Below are 21,018 nucleotides of genomic sequence, written 5' to 3'. Positions count from 1 at the left end.
CCCTCGGGCGAGGGGGACACGGGCAGCGGGGTCGCCTTTCTTTTGGGTACTTTTCTTTGGCGACGCAAAGAACAAGTGCCTCGGCCGCCGGGCCGAGACCCGGCCTCCGCCCTTGATACAAGCACGTCGTCACAGCGCCATCAGCCATCGAACGCCCCTCGGTCTCCGCCCATCGTCAACGAGGCGCGTAACGCTTCCGTGTCCTCCAGCAGACCCAGTTGATTGACCTTGCGCACCAGTACCACGGCTGCAAGGACCGCGGGGTTCAACAGGCTCCCTGGGAAGGTCCGGCCCTTGCCCCAAAAGGCCGCCAAGCCTGCGCCGGCCTCCGTGCGCTCGTGCTGCAATAAGATCATCCTGGCGGCGACGTCCTACGCGCACGGGCACGCCAGCACGTAGACTGCCTGCACCCCACGCCCCGCCAATGAATACCCCACCTCCCCGCCGAGCCCCCAACCGCGACCTCACCCAGGGCCCCATCGCCCGCACGCTGATCGCCTTTGCGCTGCCGGTGCTGGGCGCCAACGTGCTGCAGTCGCTCAACGGCTCGGTCAACGCGATCTGGATCGGCAACCTGCTGGGCGAAGAGGCGCTGACGGCCACCTCCAACGCCAACCTGGTGCTCTTTTTGCTGCTGGGCGCGGTGTTCGGCGTGTCCATGGCAGCCACCATCCTCATCGGGCAGGCCTACGGCGCGCGCGACATCGAGCGCGCCAAGTGCGTGGTGGGTACGGGCGCCACCTTCTTCCTGGCCGTATCGGCGCTGATAGCGGCCGCCGGCTGGGTGTGGACGCCCGAGATCCTGGGCCTGCTCAAGACGCCCGAGGCCGCCCTGCCCTCGGCCGTGGCCTACCTGCGCGTGATCTTCGTGGCGGTGCCGATCATGAATTCGTTTGCCTTCGCCATGGCCGTGCTGCGCGGCTCGGGCGATTCGCGCACGCCGTTTTATTTCATGGCCTTGTCGGTCGCCATCGACGTGGCCTTGAACCCGCTCTTGATTCGCGGCGCCGGGCCGCTGCCGGCCCTGGGCATTGCCGGCTCGGCCCTGGCCACGCTGCTGGCGCAGGGCATCAGCTTCACCGGCCTGCTGGTGCTGCTGGCGCGGCGCCGCCACCCGCTGCTGCCGGGGCGGCATGAGCTCTCGCACTTTCGCCCCAGGCCGCAGCTGTTGCGCACCATCGTGGTCAAGGGCGTGCCCATGGGGCTGCAGATGATCGTCATCTCGTCCGCCGCGCTGGTGATGATGGGCCTGGTCAACGGCTATGGCGTGCAGACAGCGGCGGCCTATGGCGTGGCCGCGCAGCTGTGGACCTATGTGCAGATGCCGGCCCTGGCCACGGGTGCGGCCGTCTCGTCCATGGCCGCGCAGAACGTGGGCGCGGGCCGCTGGGACCGCGTGGAGCAGATCGCGCGCGCGGGCGTGCTGTTCAACCTGCTGCTCACCGGCGCGCTGGTGCTGCTGCTGTATGGGGCCGACCGCTATGCGCTGGGCCTGTTCCTGCCCGGTGACAGCGGCGCCATCGGCGTGGCGGTGCACATCAACAACGTGGCCAGTTGGTCGTTCGTGCTGTTCGGGGTGACCATCGTGATCTTCGGCGTGGTGCGCGCCACGGGTGCGGTGCTGCCGCCGCTCATCATCCTGTTCATCTCCATGCTGCTGGTGCGAGTGCCCTTTGCCTGGGGCCTGCAGGATGCGTGGGGCGCCGAGGCGGTGTGGTGGAGCTTTCCGCTGGGCTCGGTCACCTCGGTGGTGCTGGCGGGGCTGTACTACCGCTATGGCGGCTGGCGCAGAAACTCGCTGGCGGCAAGGCCCCTGAAGGAAGAAGACCCGCCCGCCACCGGCACCGCAGCCGATACCGGCGTGGCCATGCCGGCGATGGACCGGGAGGCCAATTACGACGGCGCGGCCGCTACCGCAGGCACCAAGCCTNAGGCAGTACGAGCAGTACGACAAGACGCTGCAACGACGCCAGAAGAGTTTTGTTAGCCGCTCTAACAGCCCCGCAGCGCCCGCCAGTGGGCGTCCATGGGCCATGCGATTCATGCGGTGGGTGACCCTGCGAATTGAAGGGAATAGCCCCCTTGATAACGCCCCCTCTCCACGAAACCTCAGGTACGCTGCGCCGCTTCAACGCCCCGACGTCGCTTTAGCAATGAGCAGAGGCCCCCACCAAGAATGGCAGTTCATGCCCAGGGTGGGGCCGGCCAGGGGCGGCCAGCGTTTGCCGAGCGTAATTTTTGGAGTGTTTCAATGAGGTCCCTGTTTCTGGTATTTTTGGCGGCGTTCAGCACGTTTGCACAGGCTGCAAACTTTCTGTCGATTCACCAGCTCCCGCACAAAACGCCACTCCCCCCCGCAGCCGGCAGCTTCACCTACCCCTTTGACACCAAAGTCGGGTTCAAGGAGCAGTACGCCCCGACCGGCGTGACGGGCTGCGCGATCGGTTTTGGCACGGGCGGCTGCGCCTTCCCGGGCGGAGGCTCCCTGCCGCTGACCGAATTCACCGGCGCCCAACTGCAACACCACAAGGAGTTCAAGATCTTCATTCCCGCAGGCACGCGCTCGCTCCTGCTCTCGGGGTATGCCCCCCTCGCCACCCAATCGGCCTTTGTGCTGAGGTACGGCAAGGAACCTGTCCGTCTGGCCCCACTGAGCGATGCCGAATACCAGGCCGCCCGAACTGGCAAGCATGTCGAGGCCTTGTTCTCTCGCCTGGTCAAGGAAGATGCCGAGCAGTTCGTCGTGCACGATGGCAGCGGCAGCCTGCGCTTCATGGGCGGCCAGCTCGATGCCCATCGCGGCAGCACCGACCAGGGCCAGTGGCTCTATGTGCGCCAGCTGAGCGGCGCCCCGCTCATGACCTACCAGGGCGCCATCGACGTCGACATGCCCAAGTACGCCGCCGGCTATGCTGCGATCACCTGGAACACCCGCAGCGCTCCAGATCCCATCGACCCCGTCAGCGGTGACGGCCCTGCCGCCCCGCCGCCGGTGGCCACAACGCCCACCGCCCCCGAAACCAGGGCCCGCACCGCGATCATGACCGCCTCCGGCCTGCCCGTGATGCTGGGCCACCAGGGCGCCGTTCTTCAGGCGGCTGACTGATTCTTCTTTTGGCCCTGGTTGCCATAACCCGCCCAGGCAGGCCCGCAGCGCCGCAGCATGCTCTGCCCTCGACGGGCGTCCTGTCCACCACCGGCAGATCCAGCCGGTCGTGCTGGCCGGTGAACAGCGCCACCACGGTCCCGCGAATGGCCCAGCGCCGGTCCTGCCAGGCGAACTCCAGCGTCTCGACGATGCGTGTGCCGTGCTCGGCCTCTTCGGCTTGCGCCTGCGCATCCGCGGGCGGGTCCTTGGGCACCAGGGCGTAGCGCAGCATCACCCGGCCCAGAAAGGGCCGTACGGGGTGGCCAGGGCCAGAAACAGCGCGGCATCGCGGGACACCACATCACCCCTCAATGCCGACAAAGCCGGCATCCGGGTAGCGCGCACCAGTCACCTTGGCGGGGTGGAACAAACGGTCCAGCTCGGCCACCTCGGCGGGGCTCAGCGCCACCTCGGCAGCATGGGCATTGCTCTCCAGCCACTGGATGCGCCGCGTGCCCGGTATGGGCAGCACATGCGGCTGCCTGGCAAGCAACCACGCCAACGCCACCTGCGAACTGGCCAGACCGCGCGCCGTAGCAAACGCAGCCAGCGCCTGCACCAGTTGCCGGTTGGCGGCCTCGGCATCGCCCACGAAGCGCGGGTTGTGCTTGCGAAAATCATTGTCGGCCAGCGCCGTCACGTCCACCGTGCCGGTGAGAAAGGCGCGCCCCAACGGGCTGTACGCGACGAAGGCCGTGCCCAGCTCAGCGCAAAGGTCCAGCATGCCATCCTCCGGCCCCCGGCTCCACAGCGAATACTCGCTCTGCAGCGCCGCGATGGGGTGCACGGCATGGGCGCGGCGCAGGCTGTCGGCTGACACCTCGGACAGGCCGATGGCACCCACCTTGCCAGCCGCCACCAGCTCGCCCATGGCACCCACCACGTCTTCGATGGGCACCTCGGGGTTGCGCCGGTGGCAGTAGTAGAGGTCGATGCGTTCAACCCCCAAGCGCTTCAGTGACGCCTCGCACGCCTCGCGGATGTAGGCCGGCGAGTTGTCGATGCGCCGCTCGTACTGCCCGGCCTGGCGCACGATGCCGAACTTGGTGGCCACCACCATGCGCTCTCGCGCAGCCGGCCCGGCAGCGGCGATAAAGCGGCCCAGCAACGATTCGTTGTGGCCCAGGCCGTAAGTGTCGGCCGTGTCGAAATGGGTCACGCCGATGTCGAGCGCACGCGCCAGGGTGCGCAGCGAGCTGTCGTCATCGCTCGCCCCATAGAACTCACTCATGCCCATGCAGCCCAGGCCGATGGCGGAGGTCAGGGGCCCGTGGGCTCCCAGGTGGCGTTGCTGCATCGACAATCTCCTGGTGTGCTGGGGCACAGGCCCCTGCGGCATGCGCATGGTAGCCGGGTCATGCGCGCCCCTTCAGCTGAACCCGACCACCTGGTGGGGAATGTAAGGCGCCTGCAGTTGCTCGATTTCCTCGGCGGTGAGCTCGATGGCCAACGCCGCCAGCGCATCGTCGAGGTGCCCGGGCCTGGACACGCCGACGATGGGCGCCGTCACCCCGGGCTTGGCGAGCACCCAGGCCAGCGCGACCTGGGCCCGCGGCACGCCGCGCGCCGCCGCCACGCGGGCCACGGCCTCAACCACCTGGCGGTCGGCATCGGCGGTGCGCGCAAACAGGCCCTTGCCGAACTGGTCGCTCTCCATGCGCTCGCTGCTCTCGTTCCAGTCGCGCGTCAGGCGCCCGCGTGCCAGGGGGCTCCAGGGGATGACGGCGATGCCCTGATCGGCGCACAGCGGCAGCATCTCGCGCTCTTCTTCGCGGTACAGCAGGTTCAGGTAATTCTGCATGGACACGAACTGCGTCCACCCGTTGGACTTGGAAGCGTGCAACATGCTCGAGAACTGCCAGGCGAACATGGACGACGCGCCGATGTAGCGCACCTTGCCCGCCTTCACCACGTCGTGCAGCGCCTGCAGCGTCTCCTCGATGGGCACACCGTAGTCGAAGCGGTGGATCTGGTACAGGTCCACATAGTCCGTGCCCAGCCGCTTGAGCGACGCATCGATCTCGTGCAGGATGGCCTTGCGGCTGAGGCCCGCGCCGTTGGGGCCAGGCCGCATGCGGCCGTGGACCTTGGTGGCGATCACGATCTCCTCGCGCCGCGCAAACTCCTTGAGCGCCCGGCCCAGGATCTCCTCGCCCGTGCCGTCCGAATAGACGTTGGCCGTGTCGAAGAAGTTGATGCCTGCCTCCACGGCCTGGCGGATCAGGGGGCGGCTTTGGTCCTCGTCCAGCGTCCAGGGGTGGTTGCCCCGGTCGGGCACACCATAGGTCATGCCGCCCAGGCACAGCCGTGACACCTCCAGGCCCGTGCGGCCCAGCTTGCGATACTGCATGCGGTACTCCAGAAAGTCGTCCAGAACATCGAACGGAAGGCAGCAAGGTTACGCCCATCCGCCCAGGCTGGAAGGCCGCCAGGAGAAAGCCCTTCAAGACACGGCCTGCAACGCGGCAGGCCGCGGGCACCTCACCAATCCACCGTCAGCCGCGGCGTGAGCGAGCGCGAACAGCACGGCAGGAACTGGTCGTTGGCCTGCTGCTCCCCGGGCGAGAGGTACAGGTCGCGGTGGTCGGGCCGGCCGGCCGTCACGCGCAGCAGGCAGGTGCCGCACACGCCCTGCTCGCACGAGGTGGGCACGGCCACGCCGGCATCGGCCAGCGCCTCGGCCGCCGTGCGGCCGGCAGGCACGGGCACCACGCGGCCCGAGCGGGCCAGCACCAGCTCGAAAGCGGCATCGCCATCGTGGTGCACTGCCTCGGCAGCAAACCGCTCCACATGCACCCGCTCGCCGGCCCAGCCCTGGGCAGCCGCCGCCTCTTGCACCGCCTGCACGAAGCGCGCCGGCCCGCAGGCATACACATGGGTGCCGGCCGGCGCACCGGCCACCAGGGCGGCAATGTCCATGCGCGTGCCTGCGCGGTCACCGCTGCAGTACAGCGTGGTGTGCGGTGCCAGGCCCGCCTCGTCGATATCTGCCAGCAGCGCTGCGCGCTCGCGCGCCTGCACCGCGTAGTGCAAGGCGAAGCGGGCCCCCTCGTGCGCCAGCGCATGCGCCATGCTCAAGAGCGGCGTGATGCCGATGCCCCCGGCCAGCAGCAGGTGGTGGCTGGCCCCCTCGGCCAGCGCGAACAGGTTGCGCGGGCGGCCGATGCGCAGCATGTCCCCCTCGGCCACGGCATCGTGCAGCGCGCTCGATCCGCCGCGCGAGGCGGGCTCGCGCAGCACGCACAGCCGGTAGCGCGAAAGCTCGTGCGGCGCGCTGCAGATCGAATACGGCCGCACGGTGGCGCCGGGCAGGTGCACGTCCACATGCGCCCCGGCGCAAAAGGGCGGCAGCGCCTGCCCCTCGGGGTGCACCAGCTCGAAGCTGGCGATGTCCTGCGCCTCCTGCCGCTTGCGGGCGACCCGCACGGGAAAGGTCTCGTCGCTGGCAATGCTCATGCTTCTTCGAGATAGTTGCCTGCATCGAACACCACGGGCGGCACATCGGGGTCAAAACTCACGCCGGCAGGGTCTTCCCCGCGCTGCACCTTGTCCACCTGCTGCTGCAGCAGCCGGCGCAGCATGACGATGCCGCGGTCGGTGGTGGCCAGGTGCTCTTCGGAATGGTGGGCGATGGCGCCCTGGCTCACCATGGCCTCGTAGTCACCGGGCATGGCACGGTGTTCGGCCTCGGTCAGCTCCTCCCACAGCTTGCCATTCATGCGCGAGCGCATGCGCGCCAGCTCGCCCACCTCCTGCACGCGGCCCACCACGTAGATGCGAAAGTGGTGGTCGTCGATGGGCAGTATCCAGCCCAGCGATTCCACACGCCCATAGCGCCCCAGCCGGGGGCTCGGTATCACCCGCAGCGTGGGCAGCCCGGCCTGGCTGATGCGCCGGAACACCTTGCCGTCGGGCATGGCGCGGACGGACGTGGTGCGCACGCCCAGGGGCACGGTGTCCCAGGTCACCTGGGGCATCTGCGCCATCTGCTCGACGAACTGCGTGCCGCTGAAGGTGGAGTGCAACACGACGACGTGGAACGGGTCCACCAGGTTCTCGTAATGCTGCAGCCAATTGCAGGGCACGATGGCCGGCCCGCCGCCGCCGATGCTGGCGTCGTTGGCCTCCAGCAGCTCGCCTTCGTCCAGCCGCTCCAGCGCCTCGTAGCGCGGCAGCACGGGCTTCTTGTCAGCAGGGCCAAGGTAGGCCCAGACCAGGCCGTACTGCTCCTGCACGGGGTACCAGGGCTGGCGCACCTTGCCGCGTGCGCGGCCCAGCTCGGGCTCGCAGGGTTGCTCCACGCAGTGGCCCTGCACGTCGAACAGCCAGCCGTGGTAGCAGCAGCGTATGCCGCGCTCTTCCACCTTCCCGTAATACAGCGAGGTGCCGCGGTGCGCGCAGTGCGGGTACACCAGGCCGGGCCGGCCGCCCTTGTCGCGAAACAGGATCAGGTCCTCCCCCAGCACGCGCACCTTGCTCGGCGTGTCGGTGGCATCGGCCGCCAGGCCGATGGGGTGCCAGTAGCGGCGCAGCAGCTCGCCCATGGGCGTGCCCGCGCCCACCTGCGCCAGGGTCGTGTTGGAGCTGGGCGCGGGCAGGCCGTAGGCAGTGCCGGTGTCGACAGCTATGGGGATCACCCTGGGTGCGGTGCTGGGGTTCATGGTTCGGTCTTTCGGGAAATCCATCGAGGGATAGCGGTCCATCAATCAGCGGTCACGCCGGCGGCCTTGATCAGCTCGGCCACGCGCGGGTAGTCGGCTGCATAGCTGGCCTTGAACTGCGCGGCGGTGTTGCCCAGCGGCTCGAAGCCGAAGCTCGCCAGCTTGTCGCGCACGTCGGGCATCTTGGTGATCTCGCGCAGCGCGTCGTTCCACTTGCCCAGCACGGCGGGCGGCGTCTTGGCGGGGGCGTACACCCCGATCCAGCTGTCCAGATCGAAGCCGGCGAAGCCCTGCTCGGCAAAGGTCTTCACATCCGGCAGCGACGACACGCGCCCGCTGGCCGCGATGCCCAGCACCTTCATGCGCCCGCCCTGCACCTGGGCGCGTGCGGTGGCCGGGTTGGCCCAGGCAAAGTCCAGCTGGCCGCCGAACAGGTCGTTGTGCGCGGCCGACTCGGACTTGTAGGGCACGTGGATCAGCGCCAGCCCGGTCTGGCGCTTGAGCAGTTCGGCCATCAGGTGCGCGGCCGAGCCATTGCCCCAGGTGCCGTAGGTGAGGTTTTTCTGCTGCTTGCCGAAGGCCACGAACTCCTTGACGTTGCTGTACGGCGCATCGGCCCGTGCCACCAGCATGGGCCCGCCCAGCGCCAGCTGCGAGATGGGCTCGAAGTCTTTCACCGGGTCGTACGGCAGTTTGGGCTGCAGGATCGCGTTGTTGATGTGCGTGAGCGGCAGGGTCAGCATCACCGTGTGCCCGTCGGGCGCGGCCTTGGCCACCGCATCGGCGGCAATGATGCCGCTGGCCCCCGGCTTGGCATCCACGATCACGCTCTGGCCCCAGCGCTGCTGCAGCTTGTCGGCATACACGCGGGCAATGGCATCGATGGGGCCGCCCGCCGTGCCGAAGGGCACGATGCGGATCACCCGCGCAGGGAAGGCGGCCGCAGCGGCCTGCTGCGCCCATGCAGCCGCTCCGGGCAGTGTCAGGGCCGCGCCCATGGCCGCCACCATGGTTCTTCTGCGCACGCGCAGTCCATCCGGGCTGTTGCCAGCATTCTTCTTCATGTCTTGTCTCCGTTGTTTTCGTTGGGTGCCGGTACGATAGGAGACAACCCGATATGGATCAATTCAAACGTTTGGATAGCTGATATGGCCCAGTCTGATATCCGGGGCCTGGACCTGCCCATGCTGCGCACCTTCGATGCGCTGCTGCGCGAGGGCAGCGTGTCGCGCGCGGCCGCGCGCCTGTTCCTGAGCCAGCCGGCGGTGAGCGCCTCGCTCAAGCGCCTGCGCGAGGTCTTCGACGACCCGCTGTTCACGCGCACCGGCCACGGCATCGTGCCCACGCCGCGCGCACTGGCCCTGGCGCCACGCGTGGAGGCGGTGCTCAACGAGATGCACAAGCTGATGAACCTGGAGCAGGCGTTCGACCCCGCCACCTCCGACCGCATCCTGCGCATCACCGGCAGCGACCACACCTGCCGCGTGATGCTGCCGCTGCTGTGCACCGAGCTCTCGCAGCGCGGCTCGCGCATGCGCCTGTCGTGGGAGCTGGCCGACTACGGCCGCCTCACCGAGCGCCTGCGCAAGGGCGATGTGGACGTGGGCCTGCACCCGCGGCTGTCGCCGGCCACCGGTGTCGAATCCACGCTGCTGTACGAAGACAGCTACGTGGTCGTGGCGCGCCACGGCCACCCTGCCCTGGCCTCGTCGCCCATGCCGCTCGATGCCTTCTGCACCACACCGCACCTGGTGCTGGGCCAGACCCGCTCGGTGCTGGACGACACCGTCGAGCAGGCCCTCTCGCGCAAGGGCCGCGAGCGGCACGTGCAGGCCGCCGTGGCCACCTTCAGCCAGATGGTGGACCTGATGTGCGCCAGCGAGCTGATCGCCGTGTTCCCGCGCCGCGTGGCCCAGCACTACGCCAGCCAGCTCGGCAGCGCACCCCTTCCCGTGGAGCTGCCCGACTACCGCCTGTACGTGTGCTGGGCCGAGCGCTCCAACGCCGACCCCGCCGTGCTCTGGCTCAAGGACGAGATCCTGCGGCACGCCTGCGCATTGGCGGAGTGACGCACTTCCAAAGCCTCACGCCTCGGATCAGCCGCCGGGCTCAGAGTTTTGTTAGCCGCTCAGCGCTGCGTAGCGCTGCGCCGCACCATGGCCATGATGGTCTGCTGCAATTCATCGCGCGCCTGCACGTCGGTGATGTCGCCGCCCACTGCCGCGTCCGACAGCGCATCGGCCGCGCCCAGCATGGCCCACATCCCGGCGCGCGCCAGGCCCTGCTCGACGGCAAACGGCGCCAGGATGGCCTGGCACTTGGCGATGAAGGCCTCCTGGTACTGGCGCTTGACGGCGGCCATCTCGGGCGAGCCCTGCAGCGCCGCCAGCACCTGGGGTATCTCGCTGCCCTGCGTGAGCACGCACTGCACATAGGCCGCGGCGATGGCTCCGGCCTTGTCCCTCAGGCTGGGGCGCGCGGCGGAGATGGCAGCGTCCATGACCGCCGTCTGGCGCCCGTCGAAGTCCTGGTACAGCGCGGCCAGCAGCCCTTCGCGCGTGCCGAAATGGTCGTACACCACGGGCTTGGTCACGCCGGCCTCTTCGGCCAGGCGCCCGAGCGTGAGGGCGTCGGCGCCCTCGGTGCGCAGCAGCGTCCACGCCACATCGAGCAACTGCCGCGCACGCTCGCTCCGCGCCATGCGGCGGCGGGGTGCGTGCTCTGGCGGCGGCACAGCGATGGGTTTGCGGGGCATGCGGACGAGATGAGGGGAAAAGGGGAATGCTCAGGACGAGGGTGGAAACAGGCAACTGCCCAGCTCTCGCGCTGCCGCCAGATGCGCTGCCGCCATGTCCTGCTGCGACGACTGTAGCAGCAGCCTGGACGTGGCCACCGGCGCGCCGCAGTAGCCAAAAATGCCATGGTCGATCTGCGTCTTCATGGCTTCGGAATAGCCATGCCGCTCATAGGTGCCCGTGTCGGCGCCGCCAATGCCCAGCAAGTGCACCTGCAGGTGCCCGAGCTTCTTCGCCAGCTTGCCGCCCGCCCCCTCTTCATAGGCGTAGCCCTGGGTGAAAACCCGGTCGATCCAGCCCTTGAGCAGGGCCGGAAACGACCACCAGTACACCGGGTACACCAGCACCAGCGCATCGGCCCGGTCCAGCCGCGCATGCTCGGCCGCCACGTCGGGCGGGGGTGGAGCGTGCTGGAGGTGCAGCGCCAGGTCAGCCGCGGTGAAGCGCGGATCGAACCCCTCTGCGGCCAGGTCGGCGAGCTCGGCCGTGTGTGTACCTGGCGCAGTTGCTGACTGAACACTATGGCATACCTGCTCAGCCACAGCGTGGGTGAGGGAGCCCGGGTCGGGATGCGAGACGACGATAAATGCGTGCATGGCGAAAGCCCTGTAGGTTGCTATATACCCATGGTAACTTACCAATGGTACATAACGCACTGAAAGCGGCTTCGCCACACCATCGCCAAGGGTCGCGCAGAGGTGATCAGCCGCAGCTCCCCAATCGTCCGCGACAGCGATCCCTGGCCTTGTGTAACCAACGTGTCCGTTCGCCACAAAGGCCGCCCAAACGGGTATCAGAGCCCGCACCGCTGCTACATTGCGGCGAGGAGATCCCCACACCCATGCGCAGCAAGCCCGCAGTCACTTCAGCCGCCATCGCCAGCCCCAACGCCCCCGCCGCCTACCTGCTGCGGCAACCCGCCTTGCAGATCGCCTGCCTCATGGTCTTCGCCCTCGCCCACCCGGCCATCTTTGCCGACCGGCAGCCCGTGCTGGCCTGGGTGTCGGCCTGGGCCATCCCCATGGCGTTTGCGCTGTCCGCCTGCGCGCTGCATGGGGCCCTGCGGCAGGGGCGCTCGCCCGCCGCCTGGCCCGGGCGCTTTGCCGCCGTGGCCTGGGTGATGATGGTGCTGTCGATGGCCGGGCCGTGGATGGAGCAATGGGGCCAGCGCCTGCAGGGTGCGTAGCCATCCATTGAGGCCGCCCCACTGCCATAAAATCGGCCAGAACCGCCCCGTCGGGCGGCACAGACATGCACTGATGACGAGTTCCAAACAAACCATTGTGGACCGCGAGTTGTTCACCCAGGCCCTGCGCCACATGGGCGAAGAAGACCTGCTCTACCTCAACCGCATGGTGATCGAACGCCTGAACCTGCTGGCCCAGGCCAAGAGCACGGTAGCGCTGGCCCAGTTCACCGAAGGCGACCGGGTGCAGTTCACCGCCACCGATGGCAGCGTCAAGCAGGGCATCGTGCAGCGCCTGAACAAGAAGACAGCCAGCGTGCGCACCGACGAAGGCCAGGGCTGGAAGGTCTCGCCGGGGTTGCTGCGCAAGGTGGGTGCGGGGTGAGCCGGTTTCTACCGGGCGCCTCTAAAAACCCCTGATTTTTCAAAAGAAGCGAGCGTAAGTCGTTGATTCATATGGGGACGAATTTCAAGAATTGAGGTTTTTAGAGGTGCCCTACCGTTGTGGGCAACCCAGATGTGAGCCTGAAGCGCGTGCAAGAGCCGGCTTCTTAAACGACTGAAAGACGCCGCGAAATCCGGGATTGACTCCCAGCCTCGTGGAGGGACTAGAAAGAAATTTATCTGGCATTGCGGTTACGCCGTAGCGTCTGGTGCTTCGAATGCCTTCGTAGTGGCTGCGATAGCGCAGTCCGCCTCTGGGGAAAAGGGTCATTCAGAAGAAGGCCCCTCACTCCTCGACGGCCTCTGGGGGTACAGCCCGCGCGAAAAGAGTCTGCAACAAATTCAGCTTTTCAGTCACTTCCTGCGCAATGGAAGCCACAGGGGCGTAAGTCACGAGGCGATGCAATTCGCCCTTCGTCAGCAACATGGGACCACCCAGGCGCTGCGCCAGCCTACGGAAAAATTCCTGTGCGAACGTGCTCAGCTTGCGCCGCTCCGTCTTGCTCACCCAGACCAGCTGGGCTGCATCCTGTGGCAGCCCATTCCACGTGTCAAGGTCACTAGTTATCCCATCAAAAATCTGCTCCAGAACAAGCCCATCCAGCACCTCGTCGATTTCCGCGCGATGCCCTCCGAACAGGTCCATGTCTCCATACTGCCTTTGCGCATATTCGCGCAATAGCGACGGTGTGACAAAGTAGTTTTCGGCCTCGTAACGCCTCCAATAGCTGATGGTTAGCGCTCCCAAGGTAGCGCCAGAACGGTCCTTGCCATCGTTGTCGAGAATCGCAAGGCCCTTGAGAGCCGGCAGCAGTTTGCGCAAACCGTTGAAATGGTCGCGCGGCGTAATGCCAAAACCGCCTTCGACCCGCTCCAGTTCGGCTTCCGTGTCCTGAATAGGATAGTTGTTCTGTACATAGAACGAATTGATGCGCTCATCCCAAACCTGCGCAATGGGATGATCCAGCCGCTCGGCCAACGCGCGCAACATATCAATATCCGTAGCGCCTTCCACATACAGTACGTAGCCGCGTGCGCGTGCCTTGACATAGTGATCCGCGCCAAAATGCTTGAGGCTGTTTCGGATATCGGTCTTGTTGGCCAAATCGTCGGCACGCCCGTCCATCAGCAGGGTGAGATTCGTGTCGAGCGCCTCGTCCAGAATCACCTCGGAGTGTGTAACCAGCACCACCTGAGAGCCGTTCTCGGTGGCGATATCGCGCAGCAAGACATACACCTGCTTCTGACGCAGAATCTCCAAATGGGCATCGGGCTCATCCACCAACAAAACGCTGCGTTTGTGCGAGTAAAGGTACGCAAATACCAGCAGCATCTGCAGAAAGCCCCGGCCCGCAGAAGAAACGTCCAGCGCCTCTTTCGCCCCCGGCTGCCGGTACTGCATAGAAATGCTGCCACGGGCGGTCTCTTGTGGAGCCTCCAGTTCCACGCTGAACAAGCGCTTCATAAGCGCCACGATGCGCGCCCAATCCTCCTGCGAAGACTTGACGACAGAAAGGCACAAATTGCGCAGAACATCAGCAGTGCGCCCTTGCCCGAGCAGAACATCCACCCGACCCGGTTGGAGTATGGGCTCTTCCGTGTCCAGACCCGACATGGGATAGAGCAATTCCACTTTCAGCGAGGCGGCATGAGCGATAAGGCCCAGGTCTGCCATTGCCTCTTGGGTGTCCGGTGTGCAATAGATCAGCTCGTCACCCTGGTTGCGAAAGCGCATGGGCAACGGATGCACCTCCCCCTTGTATTCAACCCCCACCGTGATGACGAGAGCAATGTCTTTATTACCCGTTCTCACCTGCGTGTTGTGCCAAAAGAAACGGGTGCGCTGCACGGGGACCGAGACAATGTTCAGCCGGTTCATCGATGTAGCAGTACGCTCCTTGGCAGACGATGTTTTGCGCGTGTCATACCAAGTTTGCACGGCCTGTGACCAAAGCGCCAGTGCCTGGATGGCACTAGTCTTCCCACAGTTGTTGGGGCCGATCAGGACGGCAGGGTGGTCCAGCACAATACGCTGGCGCTCACCAAAACGCTTGAAATTCTGTATTTCGAGGTAGTGCAGAAGACGCATGCAAGAGATTCCGGTCAGGTTTTCAGATTGTTGCGCACGTCGATCTGACCCACAACTGCAGGTAACGAGAGTGCTGGGTCGTTCTTAGAACACAACGACTGCGCGCCCAAAACACTTAGACAGAGTATCCAGTTTCGCGGCCACCCCCGAAAGAAATCAGCGGAAGACCTGACGAAGGACACGAGGGCTCGGCGATTCATCGGACGGCAAAGGCCTGCTTCAAGGCGAGGCCAGCACAACTCACTAGGATACCTGCTGCATCCGGCAAGTCACGGTCGTGAAGTGTGCGCCAGCGTGCTCAACCAGCTACCGCGGGAGATGATCTGCCCTACAACCCAATCTTCGCCTCATTGAAGCACTGCACCTCGCCGCGCTCATGCTGGCGGCCCACGGCGCTGGCCATGTCTTGCGGCAGCTCACAGCCTGCGCCCTGCCCCAGCTTCTGGCAGTGCTCGGCCCGGGCGGCCCGGGTGCCTGAGCCTACGGCGCCCAGGCAGCGCGCGTAGTTGACGGTGCGGTCCACATCCCGGGCGTGGACCTCGGTGCGCTGGTGGGCTTCCAGGGCCTGCTGGTCGGCCTGCTCGCCCGGGAGGACCACGGCGTGGCGGTAGAGCGCGCCGCCCCCGGCCGCCAACAACAGGCAGCCCAGCGCCAGTGCTGTGCCGACGATGATCATCCGGTTCACGTCCATCACCCCCTGGGGAGGTTCACCCGCCCCTTGAGAAATGAACTCTAGCACCCGGCCCCGACCAGCGCCATGACCCGAAAAGGTGGCTACAGGGGGCCGCAAAAGACAAAACCCGCCAGCGCTTCACAGCACTGGCGGGTTTGTTTTTTATCTGGGGTGGCTGATGGGGCTCGAACCCACGACAACAGGAATCACAATCCTGGACTCTACCAACTGAGCTACAGCCACCGTTTGAGATTCAAATTATAACCCGGGTTTTTACCCTCCGGGCCCAATTTTCAATTTTCTGTCTGGCTGATGGTGAACTCGGAGGGGCGGGTCACCTTGATCTCGGTCTTGAAGCGCTCCTTGAGCATCTCGTAATAGGCCACGCCCTCGGCGGAGCTCCACCACTGCATGAGCTGCATGCGCTCTTGCTGGGCGCGCTGGGCTTCGGGCTTGTCGCGGGGGACGATGCGGTTGACCTTGATCACCGCGTAGCCCTGGCCTGCGCCCAGGTCGACGCTGGTCCAGGCGGGCAGCTTGTCGGCGTTGGCGCGCAGGGCGGCGTCGATCAGGGGGCGCGGGTAGTTCATGGGCGTGTCGCGGGCGATCACGGCGGGGGCCGTGAGGCCGCTGGCGGTGTCGGGCTTGGCGGTGTACTCGGCCAGCTTGGCCTCGCCTTCCTTGCGCGCCAGCTCGGCAGCCTTTTCGGCCACATACAGGGTGCGCACCTTGTCGCGGACCTTGTCCAGCGGCAGGGTTTCGGCCGGGGTGTACGAGACGATGCGGCCAGACGCCATCTGGCTGGGGCCCACTTCGACGGCTTCGGTGTTGCGCTTGTTCTGCACCGAATCCGAGGAGAACAGGGCTTCGAGGAACTTGGCGTTGGCAAACGCGCCGGTAGCGCCGGGCACGGGGGTGCGGGTCACGCCGTTGGCGGTCTGCACCTTGAGCTTGAGCTTCTCGGCCACGGGGGCCAGGCTGTCGGCCTGCTCGTACACGCCGTTGGCAAAGGCCTCGGCCACTTCGGCGTACTTGCGCTGGGCCTGCTGGGCCTTGAGCTCCTTCTCCATGGAGGGGCGCAGTTCTTCGAAGGTGGGCTGGCGCGGCGTCTTGATGTCGGTGACCTGGATGATGTGGTAGCCGAAGTCGGACTCCACCACGTCGCTGATATCGCCCTTCTTCAGGGCAAAGGCGGCGTCTTCAAACGGCTTGACCATGGCTTCGCGGGCGAAGAAGTTCAGGTCGCCACCCAGCGCGGCAGAGCCGGTGTCTTCCGACGACTTCTTGGCCACGTCGGCAAACGTGGCGGGCGCCTTGCGCACCTGGGCCAGCAGCTCGGTGGCGCGGGCCTTGGCCTTTTCGCGGTCGGCGGCGGACATGTCCTTGGGCGCCTTGATCAGAATGTGGCTCGCGCGGCGCTCTTCCTTGCCGGCCAGGCGGGCCACGTTTTCCTTGTAGTAGGTGCGCAGGTCGTCTTCGTTGAGCGTGATGCCGTCGCGCACGGAGTCGAGCGTGAGCAGCAGGTACTCGACGTTGGCCGATTCGAGCTGCTTGAACTGGTTGGGGTGGGCCTTGTAATAGGTTTCCAGGTCGGCATCGGTGGGGGTGACCTTGGCGGCGAAGTCAGCGGCGTTGAAGCGGGCGACCTGGATCTCGCGGCGCTGGTACAGCGCGTCGAGTGCCTGGCCGGTCTGCGCGTCGGTCACAAAGGCCGAGCCGACCACGCCACCCAGGATCTGGTTGACCGAGAGGTCGTTGCGCACGCGCGCCTCAAAGCCGGCGGGCGTGAGGCCCTGGCTGGCGACGAGGGTGCGGTAGCCTTCGGTGTCCATGGTGCCGTCGGGGCGCTTGAGCGCGGCGATCTGGGGGATCTCGGCCAGGCTGCGGGCCAGGCGGGCGTCGCTGGTCACCATGTGCATCTTCTGCGCGGCGGCGGCCAGCACGCGCTCGCGCACCATGCGCTCCAGCGTGGCGTAGCGCGCTGCGGGCGAGTCGAGCATCTTCGCGTCCATGGTGGGCTGCTGCGCACGGATGCGGTCGCTCTCCGCGCGGTGGGCATTTTCCCAGTCGGACTGGGTGATCTTGTTGCCATCAACGCGGGCGACCACTTCGCTCTTTTCAGAGAAGTACTTGCTGTCGATGCCCACCAACACGAAGGAGGGAATGACCAGCAAGAACAACAAGATCATGACGATCTTGGAGTGCTTGCGGATGGATTCAAACATGATCAAACTTTCAGTGACAAAAAAACAAAAGGCGAACTTGCGTTCGCCTTTTGGTCCGGTGGGGGTGGTGGGTCCTGACGGTCTCGAACCGCCGACCTACTCCGTGTAAAGGAGCCGCTCTACCAACTGAGCTAAGGACCCCACCTAAACGGGTCTTCAGTTCAAGGCGTCTTTCAAAGCCTTGCCTGGACGAAACTTCGGCACTTTAGCAGCTTTGATCTTGATCGTATCGCCCGTACGGGGATTACGGCCGGTGCGGGCAGCGCGCTTGCCCACGGCAAAGGTGCCAAAACCGACGAGCGAAACGGTACCACCCTTTTTCAGGGTCTTCTTGACGGCCTCGATCGTGGATTCCAGGGCACGCGCTGCAGCGGCCTTGGAGATGTCGGCGTTGTTAGCGATGTGCTCGATCAGTTCGGTTTTGTTCACAAGAAGCCTCTCGGGAAAAGCGTTGATGAATGAAGTGTGTCTTGGGGTATCTGGTCTTCACACGTCAGAAGGCTCAACCGAGTGAGGCTGGATGTCTGCAGACGGGGGAATGACTGGCGTACACAGCAGGGGCTGCTGCATCAGATTAAAGCCATCGACTTTCAAGGTGTCAATACAACACGCCGTATTGCAACAGCGTTGGGCTGAATTCTAGTCGTATTTCACGCCCTGGCCGGGCTTGCGGCGCGCTTTTGTCTCAAACGCGCCGTATGCGCGCGATTCCCGATTGACAGCCTTGCCAGGCCTGCGCTTGCAGGCTTTGGGTGCCCCAACACGGGGCACAAAAAGAGCATAGCAGCCATGCCGATGCGCGATTTCAGAGCAAGCTTATACACAAAGAATTGATCGGCCCACAAAACTCAGCGCAGCGGTTCTGGCTAGGCGCTGCGTCGCAGGCAGTACCAGCGGTACGACAAGACGCAGCAACGATGCCAGAAGAGTTTTTTGGGTCGATCTACTTCACACGGGCGCGGATTTCGGGCAGTGCCTTCTGCAGGTAGTACACCATGGACCATACCGTGAGCACAGCAGAGGCCCAGATCAGCCAGGTGCCCCACACGCCCGTATCGATCACGCCGAGGATGCGTCCGTCGTACAGCAAGAAGGGGATGGCCACCATCTGCACGGTGGTCTTGACCTTGCCGATCATGTGCACGGCCACGCTCTTGCTGGCCCCGATCTGCGCCATCCATTCGCGCAGGGCCGAGATGGCGATCTCGCGCCCGATGATGATCAGCGCCACGAACACGTCGGCGCGCTGCAGATGCACCAGCACCAGCAACGACGCGCACACCAGGAACTTGTCGGCCACCGGGTCGAGGAAGGCGCCGAAGGACGAGGTCTGGTTGAGCTTGCGCGCCAGGTAGCCGTCGAGCCAGTCGGTGGCGGCGAACACCACGAACATCACCGTGGCGATGAGGTTGCGCATGCCGGGGTCGATCGGCGCATAGAACACCCCCACGATCAAAGGTATCGCGACGATGCGCGTCCACGTCATCAGGGTGGGGATAGTCCAGAACATGGCCGCGATTGTGCACCACTGGTGGATAGCCTTCAGGCCTGAACTGACGCTCCGCCTGAACCGCGCATCGCGCTGGCACAAGCCCCCTGCAGCCGATGGCCATGGCGGGGCGCCTGCCAGCGCGGTTGCGGCATGCAGGCGCCACGATGACGCCCCCTACCTCAGGGCCTTGTAGATCTCTTCCGCCAGGTCGCGCGATATGCCATCCACCGTGATCAGATCCTCCACGCTGGCGCTGGCCACGCCGCGCACGCCGCCAAAGCGCTGCAGCAGGCGCGCGCGCTTCTTGGGGCCCACGCCGGGGATCTCTTCGAGCTGGCCGCCGCCCACGCGCACCTTGGCGCGCGCGGCGCGCATGCCGGTGATGGCAAAGCGGTGGGCCTCGTCGCGGATCTGGGCCACCAGCATCAGTGCAGCCGAGTCCTTGCCCAGGTAGACCTTCTCGCGGCCATCGGCAAACACCAGTTCCTCCAGGCCCACCTTGCGGCCCTCGCCCTTTTCCACGCCGACGATGCGCGTCAGGTCCAGCCCCAGGGCGGTGAACACCTCGCGCGCCACGCCCACCTGGCCCTTGCCGCCGTCGATCAGTACCAGGTCGGGCAGGCGCGCCACGCCCTTGGGCTTGACCGCCCCCTCGGCATTGCCGGTATCCGGCGGCGGCGCGGCAGCAAAGTCGATGCCACCGGCCTCGCGTGCGGCCTCCACCACCTTGCTGTAGCGGCGCGTGAGCACCTGGCGCATGGCGGCATAGTCGTCGCCGCCGGTGATGCCCTCGATCTTGTAGCGGCGGTACTCGCTGCTCTGCATCTTGTGGTGGTGGAACACCACGCACGAGGCCTGCGTCGATTCGCCCGCCGTGTGCGAGATGTCGAAGCACTCGATGGTGAGCTGGTCCAGGTCCTCGGGCGGCAGGTCCAGCGCCTCCACCAGGGCGCGGGTGCGCGCCTGCTGCGAGCCCTCTTCGGCCAGCAGGCGGGCCAGTTGCAGGTCGGCATTTTTTTGTGCCATGTCCAGCCAGGCGCGGCGCTGCTCGCGCGGCTGGTGGATGGCGTTCACGCGCACACCGGTCTGCTCCGACAGGGCCTCCATCAGCGCCTTGTCCACCGGTTCGCTGCACACCAGCACCGGCGGCACGGGCACGCCGATGTAGTGCTGGGCGATGAAGGCTTCAAGCACCAGCGCCTCGACGCGGCGCTTGCGCGCTGGGGAGGCAGGGGCAGTATCGGCGCCGCCCTCCCCTTCGGCTAGCGCTGGCACTGCGGCATCCTCTTCCTCTTCATGGATGGCCGCGGCGTCTTCCACATGCACCGGAAAGTACGGCCGGTCGCCCAGGTGGCGCCCGCCGCGCACCATGGCCAGGTTCACGCAGGCACGGCCGCCCTGCACGCGCACGGCCAGGATGTCCACGTCCTTGTCGTCCGTGGTCTCGATGGACTGCTGGTGCAGCACGCGCGACAGTGCCTGCATCTGGTTGCGCACGTCGGCCGCCTGCTCGAACTCCAGCTTGTCCGAGTGCGCCATCATGCGCACCTCCATGGCCTTGAGCACCTCCTGCGTCTCGCCGCGCAGCAGCGCCTCGGCGTGCTGCACGTCGGCCGCATAGGCCTCGGGCGAGACCAGGTCCACGCACGGCCCCGAGCAGCGCTTGATCTGGAACAACAGGCAGGGCCGCGTACGGTTGGCGAACACCGTGTCCTCGCAGGTGCGCAGGCGAAACACCTTCTGCAGCAGCTGAATCGACTCCTTCACCGCCCAGGCGCTCGGGTACGGCCCGAAGTAGCGGTGCTTCTTGTCCACCGACCCCCGGTAATAGGCCATGCGCGGAAACACCTGCGAGGGCGAGCCCTGCCCCACTGGTGCGCCCGGTGCGCCGGTGATCTTGAGGTAGGGGTAGCTCTTGTCGTCGCGAAACAGGATGTTGAACTTGGGGTTCTGCGTCTTGATCAGGTTGTTTTCAAGCAGCAGCGCCTCGGCCTCGGAGCGCACCACCGTGGTCTCCATGCGCGCGATCTTGCTCACCATGTGGCCGATGCGCGTGCCGCCATGGTTCTTGGTGAAATAGCTCGACACCCGGCGCTTGAGGTGCCGCGCCTTGCCCACGTAGAGCAGCGCGCCCTGCGCGTCGAAATAGCGGTACACGCCCGGCAGGGGCGGCAGCGCGGCCACCTGGGCCAGCAGTTCTTCGGAATGCAATTCTTCTTCGGACATGGGGGCTATTGTCGCGGCAACGCAGGCAGGGCTTACAGACCACGCGGCCCGGCATCCGATGGGCAGGGGCCGGGCAGGT

General features: G+C 66.0%; 17 protein-coding genes, 2 tRNA genes and 1 pseudogene. 5 read left to right on the top strand and 15 right to left on the bottom strand.

Annotation, left to right across the window (positions count from 1 at the left end):
• Nucleotides 1-424 precede the first annotated feature (424 nt).
• Together ASE28_RS27035 and ASE28_RS27030 are read left to right on the top strand one after the other, a co-directional pair.
• Nucleotides 425-1,930 (top strand): annotated as a pseudogene (locus ASE28_RS27035) (MATE family efflux transporter); the annotation flags it as partial.
• Between the two features lie 321 nt (nucleotides 1,931-2,251).
• On the top strand, nucleotides 2,252-3,106 hold the full coding sequence (locus ASE28_RS27030; protein ID WP_057269242.1) for a hypothetical protein: 855 nt from the start codon (nucleotides 2,252-2,254) through the stop codon (nucleotides 3,104-3,106).
• A gap of 343 nt (nucleotides 3,107-3,449) precedes the next feature.
• Here the strand turns inward: ASE28_RS27030 and ASE28_RS27025 are convergent, their stop codons facing one another.
• From ASE28_RS27025 to ASE28_RS27005, 5 genes are all read right to left on the bottom strand, one after another.
• Entirely contained in the window at nucleotides 3,450-4,445 is a 996-nt protein-coding gene (locus tag ASE28_RS27025; protein WP_057269241.1) for an aldo/keto reductase, read from the bottom strand.
• Between the two features lie 72 nt (nucleotides 4,446-4,517).
• The gene (locus tag ASE28_RS27020) at nucleotides 4,518-5,498 is read right to left on the bottom strand and encodes an aldo/keto reductase (protein WP_057269240.1); all 981 of its coding nucleotides are present in this window, start codon (nucleotides 5,496-5,498) and stop codon (nucleotides 4,518-4,520) included.
• A gap of 131 nt (nucleotides 5,499-5,629) precedes the next feature.
• Nucleotides 5,630-6,604, bottom strand: a complete 975-nt coding sequence (locus ASE28_RS27015; RefSeq protein WP_057269239.1) for a PDR/VanB family oxidoreductase — start codon at nucleotides 6,602-6,604, stop codon at nucleotides 5,630-5,632.
• A complete protein-coding gene (locus ASE28_RS27010) occupies nucleotides 6,601-7,809 on the bottom strand; it encodes an aromatic ring-hydroxylating dioxygenase subunit alpha (RefSeq protein ID WP_057269337.1) in 1,209 nt (402 codons plus the stop codon). The genes ASE28_RS27015 and ASE28_RS27010 overlap by 4 nt, the downstream gene beginning before the upstream one ends.
• A gap of 41 nt (nucleotides 7,810-7,850) precedes the next feature.
• On the bottom strand, nucleotides 7,851-8,873 hold the full coding sequence (locus ASE28_RS27005) for a tripartite tricarboxylate transporter substrate binding protein (protein WP_057269238.1): 1,023 nt from the start codon (nucleotides 8,871-8,873) through the stop codon (nucleotides 7,851-7,853).
• An 84-nt stretch (nucleotides 8,874-8,957) separates the two neighbouring features.
• Between ASE28_RS27005 and ASE28_RS27000 the strand changes: the two genes are divergently transcribed.
• Nucleotides 8,958-9,878, top strand: coding sequence for a LysR family transcriptional regulator (locus tag ASE28_RS27000; RefSeq protein WP_057269237.1), 921 nt, complete (start codon nucleotides 8,958-8,960; stop codon nucleotides 9,876-9,878).
• Between the two features lie 59 nt (nucleotides 9,879-9,937).
• On the opposite strand, the gene ASE28_RS26995 is transcribed toward ASE28_RS27000, so the two are convergent.
• Nucleotides 9,938-10,564, bottom strand: coding sequence for a TetR/AcrR family transcriptional regulator (locus ASE28_RS26995; RefSeq protein ID WP_057269236.1), 627 nt, complete (start codon nucleotides 10,562-10,564; stop codon nucleotides 9,938-9,940).
• Between the two features lie 30 nt (nucleotides 10,565-10,594).
• On the bottom strand, nucleotides 10,595-11,200 hold the full coding sequence (locus ASE28_RS26990; RefSeq protein ID WP_057269235.1) for an NAD(P)H-dependent oxidoreductase: 606 nt from the start codon (nucleotides 11,198-11,200) through the stop codon (nucleotides 10,595-10,597).
• Nucleotides 11,201-11,445: 245 nt separating this feature from the next.
• Here ASE28_RS26990 and ASE28_RS26985 point away from each other — a divergent pair, with 245 nt between their 5' ends.
• Complete coding sequence (locus ASE28_RS26985) at nucleotides 11,446-11,790, top strand: hypothetical protein (protein WP_057269234.1); 345 nt, start codon at nucleotides 11,446-11,448, stop codon at nucleotides 11,788-11,790.
• Nucleotides 11,791-11,863: 73 nt separating this feature from the next.
• Nucleotides 11,864-12,175: a hypothetical protein gene (locus ASE28_RS26980; protein ID WP_057200907.1), complete on the top strand. Its 312-nt coding sequence runs from the start codon at nucleotides 11,864-11,866 to the stop codon at nucleotides 12,173-12,175.
• Between the two features lie 345 nt (nucleotides 12,176-12,520).
• Here the strand turns inward: ASE28_RS26980 and ASE28_RS26975 are convergent, their stop codons facing one another.
• From ASE28_RS26975 to uvrC, 8 genes are all read right to left on the bottom strand, one after another.
• Nucleotides 12,521-14,323 carry an AAA family ATPase gene (locus ASE28_RS26975; protein ID WP_057269233.1) on the bottom strand — a complete coding sequence of 601 codons (1,803 nt, stop codon included), beginning with the start codon at nucleotides 14,321-14,323 and terminating at the stop codon, nucleotides 12,521-12,523.
• Between the two features lie 328 nt (nucleotides 14,324-14,651).
• Complete coding sequence (locus ASE28_RS26970) at nucleotides 14,652-15,008, bottom strand: hypothetical protein (RefSeq protein WP_157422140.1); 357 nt, start codon at nucleotides 15,006-15,008, stop codon at nucleotides 14,652-14,654.
• Between the two features lie 155 nt (nucleotides 15,009-15,163).
• Nucleotides 15,164-15,239 (bottom strand) — tRNA-His (locus ASE28_RS26965).
• Nucleotides 15,240-15,289: 50 nt separating this feature from the next.
• Nucleotides 15,290-17,221 (bottom strand): SurA N-terminal domain-containing protein, encoded by a 1,932-nt coding sequence (locus ASE28_RS26960; RefSeq protein WP_057269231.1) that lies wholly within the window; start codon nucleotides 17,219-17,221, stop codon nucleotides 15,290-15,292.
• A gap of 65 nt (nucleotides 17,222-17,286) precedes the next feature.
• Nucleotides 17,287-17,362 (bottom strand) — tRNA-Val (locus ASE28_RS26955).
• Between the two features lie 15 nt (nucleotides 17,363-17,377).
• Entirely contained in the window at nucleotides 17,378-17,650 is a 273-nt protein-coding gene (locus ASE28_RS26950) for an HU family DNA-binding protein (protein WP_007858657.1), read from the bottom strand.
• A 514-nt stretch (nucleotides 17,651-18,164) separates the two neighbouring features.
• Nucleotides 18,165-18,731, bottom strand: a complete 567-nt coding sequence (gene pgsA, locus ASE28_RS26945; RefSeq protein WP_057200909.1) for a CDP-diacylglycerol--glycerol-3-phosphate 3-phosphatidyltransferase — start codon at nucleotides 18,729-18,731, stop codon at nucleotides 18,165-18,167.
• A 156-nt stretch (nucleotides 18,732-18,887) separates the two neighbouring features.
• Nucleotides 18,888-20,939, bottom strand: coding sequence for an excinuclease ABC subunit UvrC (gene uvrC, locus ASE28_RS26940; protein WP_057269230.1), 2,052 nt, complete (start codon nucleotides 20,937-20,939; stop codon nucleotides 18,888-18,890).
• Nucleotides 20,940-21,018 lie beyond the last annotated feature (79 nt).

The organism is Acidovorax sp. Root219 (genome assembly GCF_001428665.1).
Lineage (GTDB): Bacteria > Pseudomonadota > Gammaproteobacteria > Burkholderiales > Burkholderiaceae_C > Acidovorax.
This window is presented reverse-complemented; position numbering and strand designations above follow the sequence as displayed.